The sequence below is a fragment of the Chryseobacterium sp. Leaf394 genome (assembly GCF_001424105.1).
Classification (GTDB): Bacteria; Bacteroidota; Bacteroidia; order Flavobacteriales; family Weeksellaceae; genus Chryseobacterium.
Genome location: NZ_LMQH01000004.1, coordinates 81,422 through 104,511 on the forward strand (window position 1 = coordinate 81,422; position 23,090 = coordinate 104,511).

Here is a 23,090-nt window from a genome sequence, read left to right on the forward strand (position 1 = left end):
ACGGCACAAATATACTGTTTTTGAAGGAATTGATTCATTAATTATCACTAAAGAATCATCTGCGGCATACTAATTTTTATTTTTTGCTTCTGCCTTTTTCTTCTGTCTCAAAACATACAGATACAGACTTTCAACCTTCGCTCTTGCCCAATCTGTTTTTCTCAAAAACTTCAATGACGAATTGATGCTTGGATTATCGGTAAAGCATTTGATGTTGATTTGTTTTCCCAATTCCCCAAAGCCCTGATAATATTCTACCAGTTCCTCGAGAATGGCATCAAGGCGTTTTCCGTGTAAAGGATCTTTTGACTGTTGCTCCATAATTTGGCAAAGTTAATTATTTCATTTCTAAACCTCATAGGTTTTGAAAACCTATGAGGTTTCATGCTTCAAACTTACTTATAACAATGCGAGATACTCAATTCTAAACCTAACGGGTTTTTAGAAACCCGTTTGGTTTGATATATCAAAACAAAGTTGTTTTGAGCAAAATATTCTGCATTTTATCACAAACAATAGTGAAACAAACAAAATGCAACTGCGGGAAGTCACAAACAACCTGTTTTAATTAAATGTAAACTGCATTTGGTTACAAACAACGGTGAAACAAACAAAATGCAACTGCATTTTATTACAAACAGGTTGTTTTAAACAAAATGCAGACTCCGGAAGTTACAAACAAGGATGTTTTAAAACCAACGGAGATCTCCGGAAGTCACAAGCACTCATGTTTGAAACCAACGGAGTACTTACGAAATTACAAACAGCGTTGTTTTACATAAAAAAGAAAATTTCTAATTTTTTAAAAACGACCATTGAAAAAACAGAAATTAATTTGAGAAAGACCGTCGATAAAATGATTGTGTTCAGCATAAATTAGAATTAAAAATCTAATAAGTTCAAACACAGAAGGGAACATCTAAATTACTTTCGATTTAATGTTTTCTCTAAAGAATAGATTAATTTAGCTAAACCGATTTCAAAATTGAATGAACATACAATAAATTTGAGATGAGTAGAAATACAGACGCCAACAAAAAAACATACAATAAAATAATCGCCAACAAGAAGCGAAAAATTCAGGAAGCTGAGCTGAAAAGAAAGAACCGCCTGAAGGAAATGCGCGAAAATACGAAAGCTAAATTAGCCGCAGAAAAGGAACAAGAAGACGAAATAAAATGAAAATCCTCCACACCGCCGACTGGCATTTAGGCAAACGTCTTGACCGTTTTTCACGACTCGAAGAACAGGTTTTGGTGATGAACGAAATCGTTGAGATTGCAGACCACGAAAAGGTTGATTTGGTTTTGATTGCCGGAGATTTATTCGATAATTTTAATCCGAGTGTTGAGGCGACTGAACTTTTCTATAAAACTTTAAAACGTTTATCTCTAAACGGAAAACGTCCGGTGATCGCCATTTCAGGAAATCATGATTCTCCGAGTCTGATCGATGCACCGGATCCCTTGGCAAGAGAATGCGGAATTATTTTGGTTGGTCATCCGAAAGCTCAGATTACGCCTTTTGAACTTGAACATTTTAAAATTTCAAAAACTGCATCTGGTTTTATCGAACTGGAATTGAAAAATCAGAATTTTCCTGTCAGAATCCTGCACACGCCTTATGCGAATGAAGTGCGTCTTAAAGAATATCTTGGAGAAAATAAGGACGAAGAACTTAATCACGTTTTGAGAGAAAACTGGAAGCAAACTGCCGATGAATTCTGCGACGAAGACGGGGTCAATCTTTTGATAGCTCATTTATACATGAACAAAAAAGGTACGCCGATGTTGGAAGAACCTGAAGGTGAAAAACCTATTAAAATCGGAAATGCAGACCTGATCTGGTCGGATATTATTCCGCATCAGATTCAATATACGGCTTTGGGGCATCTGCATGGTTTTCAGAACATAGGAACTGCAGAAAAACCTGTCGTTTATTCTTCATCGCCTTTGTGCTACAGTTTCAGCGAGGCCGGACAGACGAAATATGTTTCCATCATTGAAGCTGAACCTAAAAAAGCCATTACGTTTGAGAAAATTGCTCTGGAAAATGGAAAACCTCTGGTCAGAAAGACCTTTGATTCTGTAGAAAAAACCATTGAATGGCTTAAGGACAACCCAAACACGATGGTTGAACTCACGCTGGAAAGCGAAACTTTTTTAAAAGCCGAAGAAAGAAAAGTGATCTATCAGTCTCATGGCGGTATTGTGCATTTAATTCCGAAAGTTAGAAATCAGGACTTTAATGATAATAATTTAAGCGAAATTAATCTTAATCAGGATATTCAGGCGTTGTTCAAAGATTATTTTAAATCTAAAAACGCAGGTCAGGAACCGAATGAAGATTTAATTAATCTGTTTAATGAGATAGCTTCAGGTAAATAACAATCAAGGATTTTTCTTAATCTGCAATATATTTTTAAACCGCAAAAGAGACCAAAGAAGATCATTAAAATGTAGAAATTCAAAAGTTTGTAAAATGTAACATTTTTATTTGCAGACTTTGAAAAACTTTAACCATCAAAATCTTTCTCTTTAGCGGAAAAACAAAACACACATTTAAAAATGATTCCAATTCAACTCACTTTAGAAGGTCTTTACTCATATCAGGAACGTCAGAAAATCGATTTCGAAAGCCTGACGGAAGCTGGTTTGTTCGGTATTTTCGGCTCGGTAGGTTCCGGGAAATCTTCTATTTTGGAAGCCATTTCTTTTGCGTTGTATGGCGAAACTGAACGTCTGAATTCGAGAGATAAACGTGCTTACAATATGATGAATCTGAAATCAAATAAGTCTCTGATTGAATTTGATTTTATTAATTATGAAAACAAAAAATTCCGTGCTAAGAGAGAATTTAAAAGGAATTCAAAGAATTTTGAAGATGTAAAAACGCCTGAGGTCACCTTCTATGAATGGAAAAATGAGAGTTGGATTCCGTTGGAACATTCCAGTGCGGAAAGAATTATTGGGTTGAGTTATGCGAATTTTAAGCGGACGATCATTATTCCTCAGGGTCAGTTTAAAGAGTTTCTTGAACTGGGAGCGACCGAACGGACGAATATGATGAAGGAGATTTTCAGTCTTCACCGTTTTGATTTACAGAAAAATGTTTCGGATCTGAATACCAAAAACAAATCTGAACTCGATCAGCTGGAAGGTCAGCTGAAAGGTTTTGAGGAAGTGAACGAAGAGCAGATTTCGGTGCAGAAAGAACATTTGAAACTCGAGCAGCAGAAATTTGAAGAGATCAAAGTTCAGTTTAAAACCATTGAAGATAAATACCAACAGTTAAAAAATCTAAAGACCGATTTCGAATCTTTAAAACAGAAGAAATTTGATTTTGAACAACTCAGTTTGCAGAAAACCGAAGTTGACGAACTGGAAATTAAAACGGAGCTCTTTGACAAGGTTTTCAGAATCTTCACACCCATTATATCGGAAAAAAATAAACTGGAGAAGGAAATTTCAGAACAACTGAAAAATAAAGAAAATCAGTTTAAAATCTTACAGGAAACTGATGCGAGATTTGAAGATATTAAAAGTAAACTGGCTGCGATTCTGCCAAAATTTGAAGCATTGGAGCAATCTAAAATTCAGGAAAATGATTTGAGCCTGATCCTGAAAATGCTTGAATATTCTGATGATATTAAAACTTTAAAAATAAGAACTGAAAAAGGTTCGGAGAAAGTAAAAGAGGTTGAAGCTGCACAGAAATTAATCCAAAAAAATATAAATGAATTCACTGAAAATGTTGAAGCTTTAAAACCTAAAAAAATAGATTCAAATACTTTGATTCATGTTGGAAATTGGTTTTTGGAGCAGAAAAATTTAGCGGAATCAGCAAAAAATCAAATCGTAAAGATTGAAGAAGCTCAGATTAAAATTGAAAAACTAAATACTGACCTTATTCCCTTTGCCGTGGATCCTGAAATCTATAAAGAAGAGTACAAACTAAAATCTGATGCTTTAGAAGCGGAGGCGAAAAAACTTTCAGAACGGAGAAGCCAGCTTGAAGTTCAGCAGAAACTGGCGCATTTTGCCGGAGAACTGCATGACGGAGAATCCTGTCCGCTGTGTGGCGCGCTTGAACATCCGAATATTGTTGAATTTGATGATGTGAATGCTGAATTAACTGAAATTAAAAAACAGATTGAGCAAACCGAAATTCAAAAAAATACTTACCAAAAACAAGTTTCTGAAATTGAAAAACTTCTCGACCGAAAAAAGATTTTTAAGGATCAACTGAAAGCTGAACAGGAAAATTTAAATCAGATTACAACTAAAACTGAGACGCACAGAAAAACCTTTGTTTGGGATAATTTTAATGCTGAAAATGAAGCGGATTTTGAGCAGAAACGCCAGCAGTCCCTTGAAATTGAAAAGCAGATTGAAGAACTGACACAACAGATTTCCGGGCAGCAAAAAGCTCTGGAAATAGAGCGTGAACATCTGGAAAAATATAAAAAAGCTCTGGAAGAATTTACACTTGACGAAGCTAAAAAAGAAGAGCAGATCAGAACGAGCGAAGCCAATTTGAAAATTTTAAAATGGTCAGATTACAAAGAGAAAGAAACTGCTGAGATTGTAGATATTTATAAAAAACTCGCACAATCCAATCTTGAAACTGAGCAGAATTATCAGCAGCTTGTAAAAGATGAAAAGGAAATCTCGCCTAAAGTAGCGGAACAGAAAACGATTGTCAGTCAGTTGAAAACGAGAATTTCCGAACTGGAAAAAGAGATTTCAGAGAATGAAAATATTTTAACGAAATCCTTAGTTGAAAATAATTTCATTGATGTAAAGGCTGTTCAAAACATTCTTGTGCAGGAAATTAATGTGCAGCAGGTAAGAAATACCATTCAGCAATTCAGAATACAGTTTGAAACACTGAAAAACGGAATTTCTGATCTGGAAACCAAGCTCAAAGATTTTTCTTTTGATGAAGAACAGTTTGCTGAAGCGGAAAACAAGTTTACAACTGCTGAAAATGATTTAAAACTTGCCAACGATTCTGTCGTAAAAATCGTTTCTGAAATTGACCGGCTTGAGAAAGAATTTAAGAAAAAAGAAAATCTTCTTATGGACTTGGCTAAAGTTCAGAAGCGTCGTGAAAATTTAGCAATCATGCAGAATCTGTTCAACGGAGCTGGCTTTGTGCGTTACATCTCGTCCATTTATCTGAGACAGTTATGCGACCACGCCAACGTCCGTTTTCACCGGATGACGAGAAATCAACTAAGTTTACAGTTGAACGAAAACAATGATTTTGAAATCATCGATTACCTCAACGAAGGTCGCAGCAGAAGTGTAAAGACCCTATCTGGCGGACAGGCTTTTCAGGTTTCATTGAGTTTAGCTTTGGCTTTAGCAGAAAGTGTTCAGACGAATGCACAGTCGGAGAAGAATTTCTTTTTCATCGACGAAGGTTTCGGAACACAGGATGTAGAATCGGTGAATATTGTTTTTGAAACGCTGATGAATTTACAGAAAGAAAACAGGATTGTCGGTATCATTTCCCACGTGGAAGAACTGAAAGAAAAAATTCCTGTTTCGCTGCATATTACGAAGGATGAGGAAAGGGGAAGTTTGATTGAAGTGGTATAAACGTAATTGATTGATTTTACGATTATAACAAACTAATATCATTTTCTTTAAAGAAAATATAAAATTATTGCATTAGATTACAAAAATAATTATATATTTAAATCACATTCATTTTCATGATTTGTGTTTTGGTTTAGGTACAGAGCAGTTGAAAAAACTGCTCTGTTTTATTTTATATAACCCATGATATGGGAATAATTTCACAGTAAAATAATCCTGATTCAGGGAATTTTAAAGATCAATTTCAGACAATTACTCTCCTCTTACAGAAAAAAACTCCACAGAAAAATTTCCTGCAGAGTCTAAACTTATTTTACCTGATGTGCAATTTCATTTCCGAAAAGCTCAATCGATTTTCTCATCACGTCATCGGCCGGATCGCCAACGTCCATGTGACCGATGAATCTGGTGATTCCGAAGATCTCTTTCATGTAACTGATCTTATCTGCAACCTGATTGGCATTTCCAATAAACAAAGCTCCGTCTTTGCTTCTTCCGCCTTCATACTGCATTTTTGAAAAAGGTGCCCAACCTCTAGACTTCCCTATCCTGTCCATCTGAGATTTGTAAGTATCAAAATATCCGTCGATCACATTCTGGTCTTCGCTTAAAAAAGTATGCGAGTGAATGGCAATCTGCATTTCGGATTCCGGATGACCGGCTTTCAGGTATTCCTGTTTGTAAAATTCAATCAGATTCTTAAACTGAAGCGGCATTCCGCCGATGATTGCAACAATTAAAGGCATTCCCAATTGCGCTGCACTTAAAACGGACTGCGGAGTTCCGCCCACAGCTCTCCAAATTGGGAGTCTGCCATTGTTTTTTGCTCTCGGATAAACGGTTTGATTCTGCATCGGAGCACGAAGTTTCCCCGACCACGAAACGTTTTCTTCAGAATTAATTTTTAACAGTAATTCTAATTTTTCGTCGAAAAGCTGCTCGTAATCATTCAAAGAATATCCGTATAAAGGAAAAGATTCAATGAAACTGCCGCGACCTACAAAAATCTCTGCTCTTCCGTCTGAAATGAGATCTAAAGTTGAAAAATCTTCATATACTTTCACCGGCTCAGATGAACTCAAAACTGTTACACCACTCGCCAGTTTGATATTTTTGGTAACACTTGCTGCGGCAGCTAAAACCATTTCCGGTGAAGAAACTGCGTAATCTGCGCGGTGGTGTTCTCCCATGGCAAATACATCTATTCCGACCTCATCCATCAGTTTTACCTGACCGATGATTTCGCGGATTTTCACTCCTGCGTCTCTGTATTTTCCGGTTTTCTGGTCGAAGGCGACGTCGCCGAACATTCCTATTCCTAATTCCATATTATTAATATTTATAGAGCAAAATTAGTTGAATGGTTGTTTAAAAACGTTGATGTTTGATAAGAAGGGGTTTAGTACAAATTGCAAAATCGGTTCACAGGTTAATTTCCACTTAAATGTAATAATTGTTCTTCACACAACACTTTAGAATCGAAATGCAAATCTTTACAATTTCATTCTTTTTCTTTTGTCTTGAAACAAAAGAAACAAAAATTCAAGACATGGAAACGTAGGCTAAAATTCTGAACAATTTCCTAAAATCTCCAAACTCGGGCGGAAACAAAACTTTGCATTAAACTACTATTTTTGCCGCCACTCAAACAATGGATATTTTTTAACGGAAATTCTTCAAAATTTTTTAACGCCTACGTTTCCGAGGTCGGTTTATACAAAATTTTAAAAAACAATTTCCATACAAAATTGAAGAACAAAAAATTCCAGCCTTTACAGACTGGAATAGTGATTTATAAAAGGAATTCAGCCAGATGCTAAAAGTCATCAGCTATAGGCCTTACTTCTTCAGATTCTGATCAAAATAATCCGTTACTTTCTGCATTAAATGTACTCTGTCTTTTCCGGCAACGTTGTGGGGATGACCAGGATACATGAAATAATCCAGCTGAACTCCATTGTCAACTGCGGATTTCAGGAATTTTACAGAGTGCTGCCAAACCACAACATCGTCCTGCGCCCCGTGAATCATTAATAATTTTCCTTTTAAATTCTGAACTTTATCCAACAGATTTGAAGCTGCGTAACCCTGAGGGTTTTCCTGAGGAGAATCCATGTATCTTTCACCGTACATGATTTCGTACATGCTCCAGTCGATTACCGGACCACCTGCAACGCCAGCTTTGAACACATCGGGATGACGAAGCATAAAACTGGTTGTCATAAAACCACCAAAGCTCCACCCGTGAATTCCCAATTTTTCTGAGTCTACATAAGGAAGAGATTTTAAATAGTCAACTCCTTTCATCTGGTCGTTCATTTCTGTGGTTCCAAGGTTTCTGAATACCGCCTGCTCAAACTTCAGACCACGGTTGGCAGAACCTCTTCCGTCCATTGTGAAAATAATATAGTCGTTCTGAGCCATATATTCGTACCAAAGATTTCCCGAAGCCGGAAAAGTGTTATTGATCAGCTGTAAATGCGGCCCATTATATAAATAAACAATAGCCGGATATTTTTTTGTAGCATCAAAATTGGTCGGAAGAATAATCTTTCCGTACAAAATTGTTCCGTCGTCAGCTTTCAGATTGATATTTTTAATTTCAGGTCTTGCATAATTCTTCAACGGATTTTCTGAGGTTAAAATGTTCTGAATTTTCAAGGTGTTTGTATTGATAACATTAACCTTTCTCGGAGTCGAAGCATTTGAATATGTATCGTACAGATAGTTTCCATCGGCACTCAAAATTCCGGCATGCGTTCCTTCAGCATCGTCCAGTCTCTGTTTTTTATACGAATTCCAGTTGATTCTGTACAAATGTCTTTCAGTAGGGCTGACTTCTGTCGAAGTGTAATAAATCTCTTTTTTCTTTTCATTAAATCCTAAAATGTCGGTTACCAGCCAATCCCCTTTTGTAATCTGAGCGACCAAACCTTTCTCTAAACTGTAATGAAACAAATGGTTGTATCCCGATCTCTGACTTTGCCAGATAAAATCGGTATTAGAATTCGGGAAAAACAAGAGCGGATGCTGTGGCTCAACATATTTATCACTCTTCTCTTCGAATAAAGTTTTAACTAAATTTCCCGTTGCCGCATCGTACTGATTCATCTGTAAATGATTCTGTCCGCGGTTTAGAATGCCCACAAAAATATATTTTGAATCGGGGCTCCAGGTAACTGCTGTTAAATACTGATCTTTTTCACCCTCAATTTTCAGGTAAACTGTAGATTCATTTTTAATATTAAAGACACCCAGCGTCACTTCGTGGGAAGTTTTTCCTGCCATTGGATATTTGATATTGGTGTTGACAGCGGGAGTTACAGACCAGTCGATGATGGGATAATCTGCTACCATCGTCTGATCCATTCTGTAGAACGCTACCGATTCAGAGTTGGGTGCAGGAAAAATCCCGGTGTCGATGCCGAATTCGTTTCTGTGAACGTTTGACGCTCCGAAAAGGATATTTTCGTTCGATTCGTTGCTCACCGCAATTGTTTTTCCGTTTTTATTGACGAAAAGATTATTCTTATCTGTAAATGCAAAGGTTTGACTATCATTAAATACTTTCAGATTCTCTGCACTTTTGGGAGTTTCGGCTGACTTTTTAATTTTCCAGTCGCTGCCCGATTTTTCTACCCAGTTCATTTTACCGTTAGACATAAAATAACCTTTGGATGCGCCGGTAAATTTCACCTGCGGAATTCCTTTCATTTTATTTTCTGCCAATCCTTTATTCAGTTGGTTCAAAGAAATCAGAGTATCCTGTTTTCCTGTTTTAAGATCTGTAATCAGGTAACCGTTTTTCACTGCGTTGATGTAAGATTTGCCATCTGCAGACCATGAGAACTGGGAAATATTTTTCACAGCCAAATTGGTCCGCATACCATTGACAGCTTCTGCCATCGTGAATTTTTGGGTTTGCGCAAAAGCTGTTCCGCCCAAAACAATCATCATTAAAGATAATTTATGTAGTTTCATAAGTAAAATTTCATTTTTTTATAAATAATACCTCACCGGAGATGCAGACAATTGCTGATTAAACCATATTTGTACCACCGGTTTCATTATATTCAATAGAATCTTCCAAAAATAAGAAATAAATATCAGCCATTAAAAAGTCATTTAATGATGAATGTTTTATATTCAAAATGAATTTTTAAACTTTCCAAAAAAATTTTTGTAAACACGATAAAAGTCCTGCTCAGCTCCTGAGTGGCGAGATCTTATAAATATTTACATTTTATTAAATGATCTGAAACTGAAAATTCAAGTACACTCTAAGTCTTCAATTGTCTGATCATTTTCCTATGATTACTGCACTGAAATAATAAATAAATTTAAAAAGTGCTTGTTTTCAATATATTATGTGTACATTTGTAGAATAATCAGGCACCTGCCGACGCTTACTCTGAAACTTCTGAGTTTACTCATTCTATCAGTCTTCGCTTTTACAGTCGCTAATTTTTGTCGTCACAGAACAGGTGCAGTACCTTTTTTCAACCTGAATAAGTTCAGGATCTAAAAATTTCCAACATCATTTTTTGCTTACAAATCGATTTATTACAGTTTTGACCTGCTGATCAGAACGGTAATGGCAACAGCCAAACAATTTTTCAGCAAATACAATAATTTTTTTAATACAATACAATGCAACAAGGAACAGTAAAATTCTTTAACGACACCAAAGGATTTGGTTTTATTACACCATCAACAGGCGGTCAGGACGTTTTCGTACACTCTTCAGGATTAGTAGATACTATCCGTGAAAATGATGTAGTAACATTCGACCTACAGAACGGAGCAAAAGGCGTTAACGCAGTTAACGTGAAAAAAGCGTAATCTCAGAAGACCAATCATCTTCATTAGTGATACAGGCAGATAATTTATTTTATCTGCCTTTTTTTGTGCTGATCAGATACATACTGCTATCATCGCAGTATGATTAGTTTTTTTTCAGCTCTTACAAAATTAAAAATTCAGCAACATAATCCCATCTTACCCATTACTTCCGCACAAATATTATTAAAAAAATAAAAATATTATTACTATATAGAATATTTACAATATTTTTAATGCTTTAAAAATTAGAATCTCAATATATAGTATGAAAAAAGTATTGTACTCCATTGCGGCCCTTCTGGGCTTTTTTGGCATCTCGCATGCCCAACATCTAGAGTGCGGAAATGAACACGTCAGCTACGAAGAATTTCTTTCGCAGCGTGAACTGGCCAATAAAATTTTATCCAAAAACGGCAACTCCAAAAACACTCAGCTCATCACCTACGTTGCTGTGCAGGCACATTTGATAGGCATGAACGATGGTACTGGATACGTATCTGCCAACGGTCTTAATAATGCGCTGTCCGAACTTAACAGAAAATTCGCAGCTTTTAATGTGCAGTTCTATTTTAAAGGTTCCGACTTCCTTTACTATCCCAATTCACTTTACCACAGCGGAAACCAGACTGATGCGGAAACATTGACCTTCAGTCAGCAAAACAGCTCCAATAATTCTATGAACCTATTTCTTGCCAACAGCGTAAAAAGAGGCGGTTCGGGCGTAGGTGGCTGGTCGTATGTAGCACCATCCAATCAAAGCAACAACATTACTTGGGTTGTGAACGGACAGTTGGATGATGATAAAACAACCCCACATGAATTCGGGCATTATTTTGGGCTTTCACATACCTTTAACAATTCTACAAATTCTACAGTAAGCAACCGTGAACTGGTGACAAGAAATTTCAGCGAACCACTTCCAAGACTTTCTGCCAATTGTGACACCAAGGGAGATTTCATCTGCGATACTCCTTCAGATCCACGTGGAGCCGCAAACGCAACAACGAGCAACTGCGCTTATACAGGAACAGCGACCGATGCAAACAGTGATCTTTTTGCTCCGCTGATGAACAATATGATGGATTATAATTTCTGTGCACCGTACTTTTTCACTACGGGACAATACAACAGGATGCAAAATGTAGGATTGCCTATTGTTACCAACTCAAACACATTTACATTGAATGCTCCTGAGACACCTCAGCCTGTTCCTTCGGGAATTACTGCCTCATCATCAGATTACACCAACCAGTTTGCTTTAAACTGGGTTGATAATTCTACAGTTGAAACAGGATATCTTGTTGAGGCAAAAGCAGAAGGCAGCACTGTTTACATACCTGTAAAAGGCGTGATGAAAAATGCAGTTACGGCCAATAATTTTTCTAAATTAACAGCAGGACTGAAATATAATTTCAGAATAAAAGCTTCCAATACAAAGACCAATTATTCTGTGGAATCTGCTCTCATCCAGTTCCCGGCACTTTGTGGCAACAACAATATTACATCATGCTCTCCTCACAACGGGATAGATGCCAGTTATAATATAGAAAATGTAAAGCTTACACAGAACAACATTACACTCTTGCAAAACCTCAACAGCAACTGTTCGGGAAGTGCTATCGGCAACTACTTCAGTACGCACATCGCCAACGTGGCAGCCGGCACCAGCGTAACACTGGAGGCTAAAGCAAAAGCAAACTCCAATACAGGAAGTGCCTATTCACCATTCGTTAAAGTATATGTTGACTGGAATCAAGACAGTATTTTCGATGAGGTTACAGAAAAAGTAATAGAAAACACAGGTTTTAACGGGATTACACAAAACTTCCTCATTCCATCAACTGTACCAACAGGATCTTACCGCATGAGAATAGCCTTCACAGCTTCAACATCCGAATATGCCGCAATAACTCCCTGTCGGGTTTCTTATGGGGAAATTGAAGATTATCAGCTGGCCATAACCAACGGAAATCTAAGCACGATAGAAAATCAGCCTGAAAAAGCAGGCATTTATCCTAATCCGGTAGATGATATTCTTTATATTAAATCTAATCAGAAATACAAAGAATTCAGTCTCTATTCTGCTGAAGGGAGACTGGTGATGAAAGGTGATATACTGGATAATAAGATTAATGTTTCAAGTCTTGAAAAAGGTTATTATGTAGTTGAAATTTCAGATAATAAAGCAAATTCAGTAAGACATAAAATTCTGAAGAAGTAATTACAATTTTAAACTGAGCAAAATTTAAATAAATAAAATTCCGCCCCTTTGCAGAGGCGGAATTGTTATTAAAAAGAAATTCTTATTTGACTAAGGTTTAGTCCAGAATGCCCATTCTCTACCGTTGTAAACAGCTAACTGATTGGTGGAAGTTACATAAACCATCATTCCCGCACTTGGTGAAGGGATGTCTGTATGTGAGTTTACTCTTGGCAGAACCATTGCCTTAGAAGTATCAGATAGAACCAAAATACCCGGAGTACTGTCAGTTTGTGGCGTCCCTCCCAAAGTACCGATTGTTGCTTTTGCACTTAGACTTTCAGCATTGGTATCAGGTATATTTGCTGTTGTAGGTGCAAGTGCACCCGCAGACAGATCCTGCCAGATTGTTGCAGATGCAGGTGTGGTAACCGTTCTGCGGTATTTCACTTTCTGATCTGCTGAATCGAATATAAAAGTTCCCAATGCCAAGGTAGTGGGGTTAGCATTAACTACATCAGTTGCTGAACTTACCCAAGGCAAAACGATGCCCTTATTTCCTCCTGTAGCATTACCAAACTCTACGGAAACAGATGAGTTTACCGGATTGGTATTGGGTGTTGTTTTACCGATGGTCACCTGAGCCAAACTCAAGGCTGAAACCAAACTTAATGATAATATGATATATTTTTTCATTTTTTTTAAACTTTTACTGGTTAAAATTATCACAGGTTTGTCTTGTATAACAGAACCATCCTGTTCCATCGTAGATTTTCAGACAGTTTTCTGTTGTATCATAAACTGCCATTCCGATAACAGCGTTACCAGCCGTTGTGATCGCGTTCACCTGTGCTGTCGTAAGCCTATTAATGACAAAGCCTGTAGATCTTGAATCCAAAACCGTGTGTGCACTTTTGATTTTCATTGGCCAGTTTCCGTTTGTACCTGCTCTGTTTAATGAAGTAAAACCGTGCGAAACATCGATACCCGTAGCTGTACTTGCCGGTCTGAAACACCTTGAACATTCAGCATCCGTGGTGAGTGCATTTTGCGAAGTACCAATTTCCTGCCCTATGTCTGCAGTTAATGGCGCAGGAATATCTGTGTTATCTGCAAGACCTGCTAAATTTGAAGGGTTCGTTGCTGCATTAAGATTATTCCCGGCGTTATTTACCAACTGCGGAACTCCGTTTGCAGAAGCCGACGTGCTGATGATACCAGTTGGAGTTCCTGTTGTTACTCCGTCGTAGATTACTCTTATCTGACCACGTAAAGCGGGTGTAGGATGATTTAACGGATAAATTTGATTATACCTCACAACCTCTGTACCCTCCAAAGCATCAGCGCAGCCATCGTTATCTGAGTCTGCATCAAGACTGTTAGGGATGCCGTCAGCATCTGCATCGCATCCGAATGGAGCAAGAACGATGTTGTCAATACCGAGATCATTACCGCTACTACCGCTTCCCTGCTGATTTACTATTTCTATTGTAACAGTACCAGTAGTTGCAGTAAATTCCATACTTATTCTTCTCCAGACATCATCATTTGCCATTCCGGATAAAGAAGAGTTTGTGGTAGCCAACACGGCATTAGTGGCATCTCTGATTACAAGTTGAAGTCTTGGTATATCTGCAAGATTATCTGCAAGACCAGCCATATCAATTCTGAATCTGTAATTTCGTCCGGGAACTACAGCCAGATTAGTAACTCTGTATATTGGCTGATTTAAACTTGCTGCAGAACCTACATTGATCATTAGATACCTGCCATTTACACTACCAGCAGTGATATCATTATACCCAGCATCTTTATTCAGAGTAGGACTTAAGTTGGTTTTAGTATACGTTGCACTACGTGCATTAGAAGTTGTAATTGCATAACTGCCATCCTGCGGATCTGTGATAACCTGTGTATGAAGCTGCACATTATTATCAGGACTTGTAAGTGGCGCTGTTGCCGACACTGCATTTGTTCCAAAATCATTGCTGAATACAGGAGTACCTTCTGTCCTGGTGGTACAGTTGTTTTCAACCGTATCCAAAATACCGTCATTATCATCATCCAAATCTAATCTGTTAGGAATCCCGTCACCATCAGAATCAGTACTGTCTGCAAGAACGGTAACTGAAATATTAACTGGATTAGACGTAGATGGGTTACTTGCACCATCTAAAATATAATTATCTTTAATGGTGTAAGGAATTGTAGCAACACCTGTAAATGTAGGAACGGGTGTAAAAGTAACTACACCATTAGCAACAGACCATGTACCTTGGGCAGTATTCAATGTTGTCTCAACAGCTGGTGTCGATGGATCCAAATCTACTGTATTTGGATTAACAAGTCCATCAGGATCGGAATCGTTTACAGCAACGTTTAGAGAAACAGGAATACCTTGAAGTGTACTGGTATTATCAGCCACTGCTACCGGCACTGCATTAATAGCATTTGCAGTAACAGATAACTGTACTGTTTCAAATAATAACAGATTGGCAGCAGAAGTACTGGTAGCTGCTGAGTTTGTTCCAGGCCTGAAAACCAACGTTTGTGTAGTTGCTGGTGCTGTGAATCTAAATCTGAAAGTACCCCAAGTTCTCACAGGAACCGAGGATACATTCTGCACTGGATTTGCACCAATCTGATAGCTGAAAAAATCAATATATCGACCTGCATAAGCTCCTCCATTTCCTGTAGCATTAGTAGTTGCCGTAAGCGCATATACAATAACTTCATACTGCCTGCCGATAACCAAAGATCCTAAAGTGGTACTGAGAGATTCTTCTTGTCCAGCAGTTCCAACATCTCGAATTGAAATCCATCTGGTATTCCCATTTGGGGCATTTGGTAAAGTTACTACAGTACCTGTACCATTGATGTTATTAGTCCAGGCTGCCCCACCACCAGCAGTGTTGGTATCCGCAGCAATTGTTGTACTTGAAATATCAGGTGTACCGGATCCATTAGTCCAACCTGTCGGTACACAAGTTGAACAGTTTGCTGTTGCAGAACTTGAAGGCACCGTTTGAGCCAATATTAAACTACAGCTCAGCAAAAGTATAGAGAAAAATAGTTTCTCAATTTTTAAAATCATATGGAAAGTATTAATTTAATTATTAAAAATGAATTTCATTGTTATAAATAAAATTCGCAAACAAGAATTAAATAATACATGGTGGTGGCCTTGAAGAATAAGTTTTAGAATATCCGAACGTTTTAGACCGGGTATTGAAATAGAAATTATTATTGTTAAAAATAAGAATGAGGACTGACCTAAACTCTACATTTTCAACTAAATGGCTGTTGAGAGAATGATTCTGAGAATTCGGAACAATAAAATTAACCTGTTCTGAGTTTCCGGAGTAAAAGAAATTTCGTGAGGTAGGGTTTTTTAAAGAAATTCCACTTTCAGCTGCTTTTTTCTCATTTTTTTCCAACTGAGCCAACAGAGTTTTATCAATCTGAATAGGTTGTTTCCCACGTGCAATTTTGACCTCTTCAGACAGGGTTTTCGTTTTCTTTTCTGAAGTGATTAAAACCGTATGCTCATCTGCACTGTAACTGATGAAAGCTACAAGTTTTGTTTTCTTGTCATTTACAACCGTATTAAAAGACTCATCTGCAGAATAAATCTGTGCTTTGCCGATAACAGCGATCTGTGTCCCAGCGGAAATTTTAGCCGTGAGACTATCCTGTGCCGAAAAAAAGGAAAAAAGGAAGAAAAAAAGAAAAATACAAAGCCCCCGAAAGGTCGGCAGGATTTTGAAAGCTGCCCAAAATTGAAATTTGAAATCTTCGCAAACGCCTTTCAATACTTTGTTTTTTGGTTCTGCAAAATTAGCAATAAGCAATAAGACAACAATAAATCGTTATTTTTTACAACAAATAAACATAATTAAGATATTAATTTAAAATCAATAACCGATACAGTTTAAAATTTAAACCAGATCACCTGCTCTGTTGAAAAATAATTATACTAAAACCCCATAAATAAAGGACTTTAGAGCATTTTTATTTTAATTTATGTTCATATTGAGAAATTTTCCTGAAAATATTTTGTGTTTTATCCCGAAAAACAAAAGCCAATGATAAAGTTTCGTCCGTAATCGGAAAATTGTTCCGGTAACAGCACAAAAAAGCGACAACCTGAGGCTGCCGCTATTGAGATTTAAATGAAATATTTATTAAGGTTTCCAGAATGTCCATTTCTGTCCATTGAAAACTACAAGCCGATGTCCTGCCGAAGTCGCTCCAGCCAGGAAAGCCATCATTCCCGGTGAAGGATTTTTAATATTGGCCAAACTCGTCACAATCGGTAAAACCATGGCCTTTGAAGGTGACTCCAGAACCAAAACGCCGTCCGTAGTTGAAGTTTCGCTTCCAATAATTGCTTTCGCTGCAGCCTGATCTGCCAAAGGTAAAGCCTGTGGCGGTTTTACAACAGCTTCTACTGCCGTTGAATATCCCGACTGTACGCTGAGGTCTTTCCAGCCCGCGTTTTCATTTTTCACCTTTACTTTGTATTCTGCATTCGCAGAGACATCGAAAATAATTGTTCCGCCCTGAGAAGCAGCTACCGCCGTAGGAACGGTTTCTACGTAAGGAAGAATAATTCCTTTATCATTATCAGTTCCGAATTCCAGTAAAACGGAAGTGTTGGTCACGTTCCCCACGCTCGTGGTACCCCCTATTTTCACCTGCGAATAAGCGAACGCAGAAAGAAAAACGGATAATATAATTGCTGTTTTGTGCATGATATTTTCTTTTTTAATTAAAACCTTCAGGAGTTCTAAAACCCTGAAGGTTTAGTTTTACATTAATTCAATAAATCAGTTACGGACAACCCTGAGTGTTGAAACATTTCCAGCCTTCACCTGCTGCAGGTCCTGTATAGATTTTCAGACATCCTGCCCCTGCATTTTCATCCGAATCAAACACCATCATTCCCACAACCGGAATCGCAATGGTCGTTTCAGGACTGCTGTTTCTGGTCACTACAAAACCTTTGGTTTTACTTTCCAAAGCGGTGTATGCCGAATTTCTCAACATAGGCCAGTTTCCATTCACCGCACCTGCTCTTCCGAGAAGCGTGATACCATGTTTTACAGGGTAAGTTGCTCCAGCCACTAGTGCAGGATCTTCGTAACATACACATGCATTTACCAAAGCATTCTGAGAATCCCCAACAGTTTGTCCTTCACTATTGGTATAACCAGTTGGCAGTGGTGATACTTGAGGAATACCAGAAACATTTACACAGGCACCGGTAGCACATAGATTCTGATTTACTGCAGTACTTCCTCCTGTTACGGTACCACCTGCTGCTACCAATTGAGTCGTTGCAATATTCGCAGCACCTTCAATTGCATCAGAACATCCGTCACCATCTGAATCTAAATCTAATCTGTTTGGAATTCCGTCCCCATCCGCATCGCACTCCAGATACATCAAAACAGCATAGGCTGGATCAGCATTTGGCGTCGTCGTAGAAAAACCAAAAGTTTTCGGACCAAAATTCATATTTGCAAATCTCCAGTTACCGTTTTCTATTGTTGTCAAGTTAGTATCCAGGTCTGTGAGTGTTTTTTGAGTTGGCGATTCGCTAACAGCCCACTGATTGGCTACAGCAGTCTGATTAACCAGTCCCGGAAATGTAATTGGTATTACCGTTGCAGAATCATAGATGTGAATCGTTTTGCTGTCATTACCATAATACTGAATATCCTGCGCCATCAGAACAAACGCACTCATTGTTCCGGTTACCCTCCATATAGATGGTTGTTGTCCTTGTTTTGTCCACCAGGCATTGGCTGTAGGATTAACAGAAGCATTTGTAATGGAAACAACAACTGCTCCTGAATTAGGAGGATATCCAAATTTAGCACTTAAATCTGCAGTTACATTTTGATTTTTTGCATTTAATGCCAATCCAAAATCAGAAGGTAAGATATCTTTAGCAGTTCCTGCAGTAAGAGCATTCCCTAAATCGGCAATCGTATTGCTGCATTCTACAGTATCTAAAATACCGTCATTATCATCATCTAAATCCTGCCAATCCGGAATTGTATCTCCATCAGAATCTAAACAATCATTCTGAGCAGAAGACTGAGACTGACCAACACCTTGACCCGCTCCCACTAAAGTCGGTATCCCTGTAGTCGTATTTACTGCAGTTCCAAAATTAGTATTTGGTGTTTGTGATGCTATTGGTCCTGAAGCCAGTGTAGTTGGGTTAAAGTTTCCTGCTCCTTCTCTTGAATCTGGACAGCCATCATTATCAGAATCTAAGTCGAGATAATTAGGAATTCCATCGCCGTCAGTATCACAAGCAGGCTGTACAGAGAAAGTATACGAAAAACCATCTATTGTCTGAGATGTATTTGGATCATCAATCCTGTCAAAAACTATCTGAGTAAATGGCAATCCATTAGTACTTGTAATTCTTACCGATCCGAAACCATCCCTTGCAAGAGTGGAAAACGTGTTAGGATCTGAATCATAAAGCTGCCTGGTAGCAGTGTTATATACTAATTCTGTACCGCCACTCATTAGTTGTTCGACATGATTTCCCATAAAACGTGTTCTCATGAAATCAAAATCAGAAATATGCAGTGTTATACTTTCAACTGGAACACTCAATGTTAGCGTATATCTTGCATAATTTGCTGTTGCATTAAAATTCGTAAGGGCTTCTCCCAGTCTCCCTTGCGAAGTAGTGCCTGCAGGCGTATAAACTGTGGAATTAGAAAAATCACCTGTCTGTTTAGCTATTGCAGTATTTATAGTAACTCCGTTAAGCTCACGGTTAAGCGTTCCGGTAATTGTACCCCACGTGATTCCAGAAACAGTGGTAGTAGTACCTGAAGTGGCAATAACTGCTGGTGAAAAATTGGCAAAAACATTTGTTGGAGGACATTCAACAGTATCTAAAATACCGTCATTATCATCATCTAAATCCTGCCAATCAGGAACTCCATCTCCATCAGAATCTAAACAGTCGCTTCTGCTGATATCCTGTGATCTACCAACCGGCTGACCAACAGTACCGGCAGTAGCCGATCCTGAATCTGCGGCCCCACCTGTATTCACAAGGTTGGGAACCCCAAGATTAGCAGCCGACGACCCCACACCATTGTTTGGAGCGACAAGACCAATATTTATACTTCCGTTAGGATTTAATTGTGATGTGTTTACATTTTCTGAACCCTCAATTGCATCCGGACAGCCGTCGTTATCTGAGTCTAAATCTAAATAATTAGGAATACCATCTCCGTCAGTATCACACGGTGCCAAAAGTATTACATTATCGATACGCACGTCTTGTGCATTTCCTGATGAACTAGAATTCGTTATCCACGTTAATGCCAATCTGTAATTACCCGTTCCCGGCGCAGTAAAGGTAACAGGATAAGCCGTTGGCGTGTTAGTAATTGTAACATTACCAGTACCAGACGTTTGAGTCTTGTAAGTTTGAAGTACCTTAACTATGCTATTTGAGGAATCTATCAAAACCCAGGAGAAACTGGCATTTGTTGTTCCGCCTGTTATATTTAACGTAGAAGAAAAGCTGTAAGCTACCCCTAAGCTTGTAGTAAAAGGAGTGGTATTCGCCAAGAGTATATTACCTGGATATAAAGTTCCAGGATTATCTACAAAGATATTTAGTGCTGATCCTGTATAATTCAAAGGCCCGCTGGTATTGGGTGTATTGGTAGAGAAATTACTAATCCATGATGTAGATGCAGGTGATGCTGAAAAATCACCGTTAACAATTTGATTTGGCTTAGAACAAATATCTTCGTCAGTATCCAGAATTCCATCATTATCATCATCAAGATCTGATTCATTAGGAATGCCATCGCCATCCGAATCAGTAGCTGAGATTACTTCGACTGAAATATTTGCCGGCTCTGATGTTGATGGTGTAATCACAGTATTCAATATATAATTATCCTGAATTGTATATGGAATTGTAGCTGTACCGGTGAATTGCGGTAGAGGCGTAAAAGTAACAACCCCACTACTGTTTACTGTAAAAGTCCCTGCTCCAGCCAAAACGAAAGTCGTCTGCAACCCTGGAGCTGAAGGATTTAAATCTACAGACCCCGCCACAACGCTTCCGTCAAAATCAGAATCATTTGAAATAATGTTAATATTTACAGGTGTGTTCTGAAAGGTTTGAGTTGCATCTGCGACAGCAATTGGCACTGCATTTACAGCATTTGCGGTTACAGAAATCTGTACAGTTTCTGCATTTAAAAATCGTTCGGGATTGGTAGTACCCGTAATCACTGCATTATTCAATGCATTGAAAACGATGGGAACTGTTGCTGAAGCAGCTGTGAATCTAGCCCGCTGAGTTTGCCATGTATTTTGTGTAGCAGTGTAATTTTGAGCTGCACCAGTACCAAGCTGTACAGAAAACTGATCGATAAATTTTCCGGCATAAGAAGATGAACCATTCCCACCCTGATTTGTAACTGAACTAAGTGAATGAAAGAAAACTTCGTACAATCTTCCTCCTGTCAAACCTCCGATATTGGTGCTTACCACTTCCTGAACTGTTGTAATGGTACCTAAATCTCTTAGAGACACCCAGTTCGTATGTCCATTTGGAGGTAGTGGCAGACTGATGGGAGTTCCCAGACCGTTAGCTGCGCCAGTCCATAAAGAACCACCGCCGACGTTATTACCGGTATTAAGAGAAGCATTAGTTCTGTTAGATTTATCTGGGGTTCCGCTTACGGTTGTCCAGTTGGTTGGCACACAGTTAAAACAAACTGCTGTACCAGTATTTGTAGCCGCTACTGTCTGTGCACTGCTAAATGCGAATCCAGCCACCGGTAACAATACTGCTATTTTCTTAAAAATATTTTTAAAATTCATTGATATGTGTATTAGTTTAAATCTTTATAAAAAATAAAGACTGTAGAAAATTAATAATAAAACTAAACTAATACAGGGGGAGGCCTTACAGAAAAGACCCTAGAATAACAGAAAGCAAAAGACCTGTTGTTGTAGGCATAGAATTTTTGAGAGTGTAAATAGTCAAGTGCCCGAATAACAGAATGATATTTTTCACCAGCCGATGTTTCATTCTGATCATGCTGATGATTGCGCTCATGCACATAATGTTTTCCGGCTTTTTGATTCGTAGAAAATTTGCTTGCAGGAGGATGACTCAGAATATGATGTGCATGTGATCTATTTTTAAATGCTTTATTGGAAGCAATCTGTTTCTGAACCTTCTTTAGAGTTTCTGACCTTTTGTTAGTTTTTGCAGCTTTCATCTGAGAAGCAAGATCAGCATGATTAAATTTCGGAGATTTTTTGTGAACAATTACAAGATGTTCTTTCCGTAATACATTCTGAGCCGAAACATGTGCGTTTTTAACTTTGAATGCACCCTGCCTGAGTTGCTGATTAAAACTTTCATCAGCAGAATAAATTTTTGAGTCACCGGAAACTGAAATTACAGCAGAAGAAGTACTTATTTCAACCTGTGCAGATAAAAACTGCACCTGAAAAACCATAAAAAGAAAAATAGAAGCACGTACAAAAATGCCTGAATCCCCGATGGAATCTGATATTTTTACACAGCGTAAAATAGAAATAATATAACTCTTCAAGTGCTTTTGTTTTCATTGTAAATGTATAATTATTTTTTAATTTAAACTATATAAAAATCATAATTTACTACAAATTATCTCAAATAATGACAAATAAATAGTTTATGATTAACGATATATTAATGATAAATATTTATTTTAATTCAACTTTAATGATCAAAATCTCGTTTTACAGTACTAAAAAAACCATTTCAAATGAAATGGTTTTTCTTAAAATAAAGTTGTTTTTTAAGGCTTCCAAAAAGACCAGACTTTACCATTATAAATAGCCAGATGGTGATTTAATGTATCATAAACCATCGTTCCCGGTTCGGGATTAATGATATTTAAATGCGGGCTTTCCACTTTGGGTAAGATCATTGCTTTGTCGTTATCTTCCAACACGAGAATTCCTGGAACTGTACTCAAAGTCCCAATGCTTGTTCTGGCCGCAGGAGCATCATCAAAAGGATCCTGCAAAGCGGTATTGGCAACACCTTGCGTATTGTTTATTGGTGAAGGTGCTGTTTCATTTTTAGACAGAGGTTCCCAAGCTGAAGCACCGTTTTTATATTTAACTGTATGATCCGTCGTGTCATAAATGATGGTTCCTTCTACTGCCGAAGCTTTATCCATCGCTGAAGTCGTCCATGGTAAAACCAAACCTTTTCCCTGACCTGTAACGTAATCTCCGAATTCCAGAGAAATAGAAGGATTCACAGTATTGGGAGCAGCGGGCAATGGCAATGTTGTAAGATTTGATTTTCCGATAACCACCTGCGCATTTACAGAAAAAACTATACAGAGAAATGTTATATTAAAAATATTTTTCAT

Annotated in this window: 15 protein-coding genes; 5 read left to right on the forward strand and 10 right to left on the reverse strand. The window is 37.9% G+C overall.

Features of this window, described 5'->3' with window-relative positions:
* Window positions 1-69: 69 nt before the first annotated feature.
* Window positions 70-321, reverse strand: a complete 252-nt coding sequence (locus ASG21_RS01105) for a VF530 family protein (RefSeq protein WP_056074776.1) — start codon at window positions 319-321, stop codon at window positions 70-72.
* Between the two features lie 690 nt (window positions 322-1,011).
* Between ASG21_RS01105 and ASG21_RS20280 the strand changes: the two genes are divergently transcribed.
* From ASG21_RS20280 to ASG21_RS01115, 3 genes are all read left to right on the forward strand, one after another.
* On the forward strand, window positions 1,012-1,182 hold the full coding sequence (locus ASG21_RS20280) for a hypothetical protein (RefSeq protein WP_165592829.1): 171 nt from the start codon (window positions 1,012-1,014) through the stop codon (window positions 1,180-1,182).
* Window positions 1,179-2,387, forward strand: coding sequence for an exonuclease SbcCD subunit D (locus ASG21_RS01110; RefSeq protein ID WP_056074779.1), 1,209 nt, complete (start codon window positions 1,179-1,181; stop codon window positions 2,385-2,387). Before ASG21_RS20280 ends, ASG21_RS01110 begins: the two co-directional genes overlap by 4 nt.
* A 180-nt stretch (window positions 2,388-2,567) precedes the next feature.
* Complete coding sequence (locus tag ASG21_RS01115) at window positions 2,568-5,606, forward strand: SMC family ATPase (RefSeq protein ID WP_056074781.1); 3,039 nt, start codon at window positions 2,568-2,570, stop codon at window positions 5,604-5,606.
* Window positions 5,607-5,914: 308 nt separating this feature from the next.
* Here ASG21_RS01115 and ASG21_RS01120 read toward each other — a convergent pair whose 3' ends face one another.
* Window positions 5,915-6,934, reverse strand: a complete 1,020-nt coding sequence (locus tag ASG21_RS01120; protein ID WP_056074783.1) for an LLM class flavin-dependent oxidoreductase — start codon at window positions 6,932-6,934, stop codon at window positions 5,915-5,917.
* 511 nt (window positions 6,935-7,445) lie between these two features.
* Window positions 7,446-9,587, reverse strand: a complete 2,142-nt coding sequence (locus ASG21_RS01130) for a DPP IV N-terminal domain-containing protein (RefSeq protein WP_056074787.1) — start codon at window positions 9,585-9,587, stop codon at window positions 7,446-7,448.
* Between the two features lie 669 nt (window positions 9,588-10,256).
* Here ASG21_RS01130 and ASG21_RS01135 point away from each other — a divergent pair.
* Window positions 10,257-10,448, forward strand: a complete 192-nt coding sequence (locus tag ASG21_RS01135) for a cold-shock protein (RefSeq protein ID WP_056074789.1) — start codon at window positions 10,257-10,259, stop codon at window positions 10,446-10,448.
* A 265-nt stretch (window positions 10,449-10,713) separates the two neighbouring features.
* Complete coding sequence (locus ASG21_RS01140) at window positions 10,714-12,669, forward strand: GEVED domain-containing protein (protein ID WP_056074791.1); 1,956 nt, start codon at window positions 10,714-10,716, stop codon at window positions 12,667-12,669.
* A 90-nt stretch (window positions 12,670-12,759) separates the two neighbouring features.
* On the opposite strand, the gene ASG21_RS01145 is transcribed toward ASG21_RS01140, so the two are convergent.
* From ASG21_RS01145 to ASG21_RS01175, 7 genes are all read right to left on the reverse strand, one after another.
* Entirely contained in the window at window positions 12,760-13,344 is a 585-nt protein-coding gene (locus ASG21_RS01145) for a hypothetical protein (RefSeq protein WP_128414179.1), read from the reverse strand.
* Between the two features lie 13 nt (window positions 13,345-13,357).
* Window positions 13,358-15,742, reverse strand: coding sequence for an Ig-like domain-containing protein (locus tag ASG21_RS01150; RefSeq protein WP_128414180.1), 2,385 nt, complete (start codon window positions 15,740-15,742; stop codon window positions 13,358-13,360).
* Window positions 15,743-15,809: 67 nt separating this feature from the next.
* A complete protein-coding gene (locus tag ASG21_RS01155) occupies window positions 15,810-16,460 on the reverse strand; it encodes a hypothetical protein (protein WP_128414181.1) in 651 nt (216 codons plus the stop codon).
* Between the two features lie 372 nt (window positions 16,461-16,832).
* Complete coding sequence (locus tag ASG21_RS01160) at window positions 16,833-17,402, reverse strand: hypothetical protein (RefSeq protein WP_056074801.1); 570 nt, start codon at window positions 17,400-17,402, stop codon at window positions 16,833-16,835.
* Window positions 17,403-17,481: 79 nt separating this feature from the next.
* Window positions 17,482-21,534 carry an Ig-like domain-containing protein gene (locus ASG21_RS01165; RefSeq protein ID WP_056074803.1) on the reverse strand — a complete coding sequence of 1,351 codons (4,053 nt, stop codon included), beginning with the start codon at window positions 21,532-21,534 and terminating at the stop codon, window positions 17,482-17,484.
* 62 nt (window positions 21,535-21,596) lie between these two features.
* A complete protein-coding gene (locus ASG21_RS01170; protein WP_056074805.1) occupies window positions 21,597-22,277 on the reverse strand; it encodes a hypothetical protein in 681 nt (226 codons plus the stop codon).
* 228 nt (window positions 22,278-22,505) lie between these two features.
* Window positions 22,506-23,090, reverse strand: a complete 585-nt coding sequence (locus ASG21_RS01175) for a hypothetical protein (protein ID WP_056074807.1) — start codon at window positions 23,088-23,090, stop codon at window positions 22,506-22,508.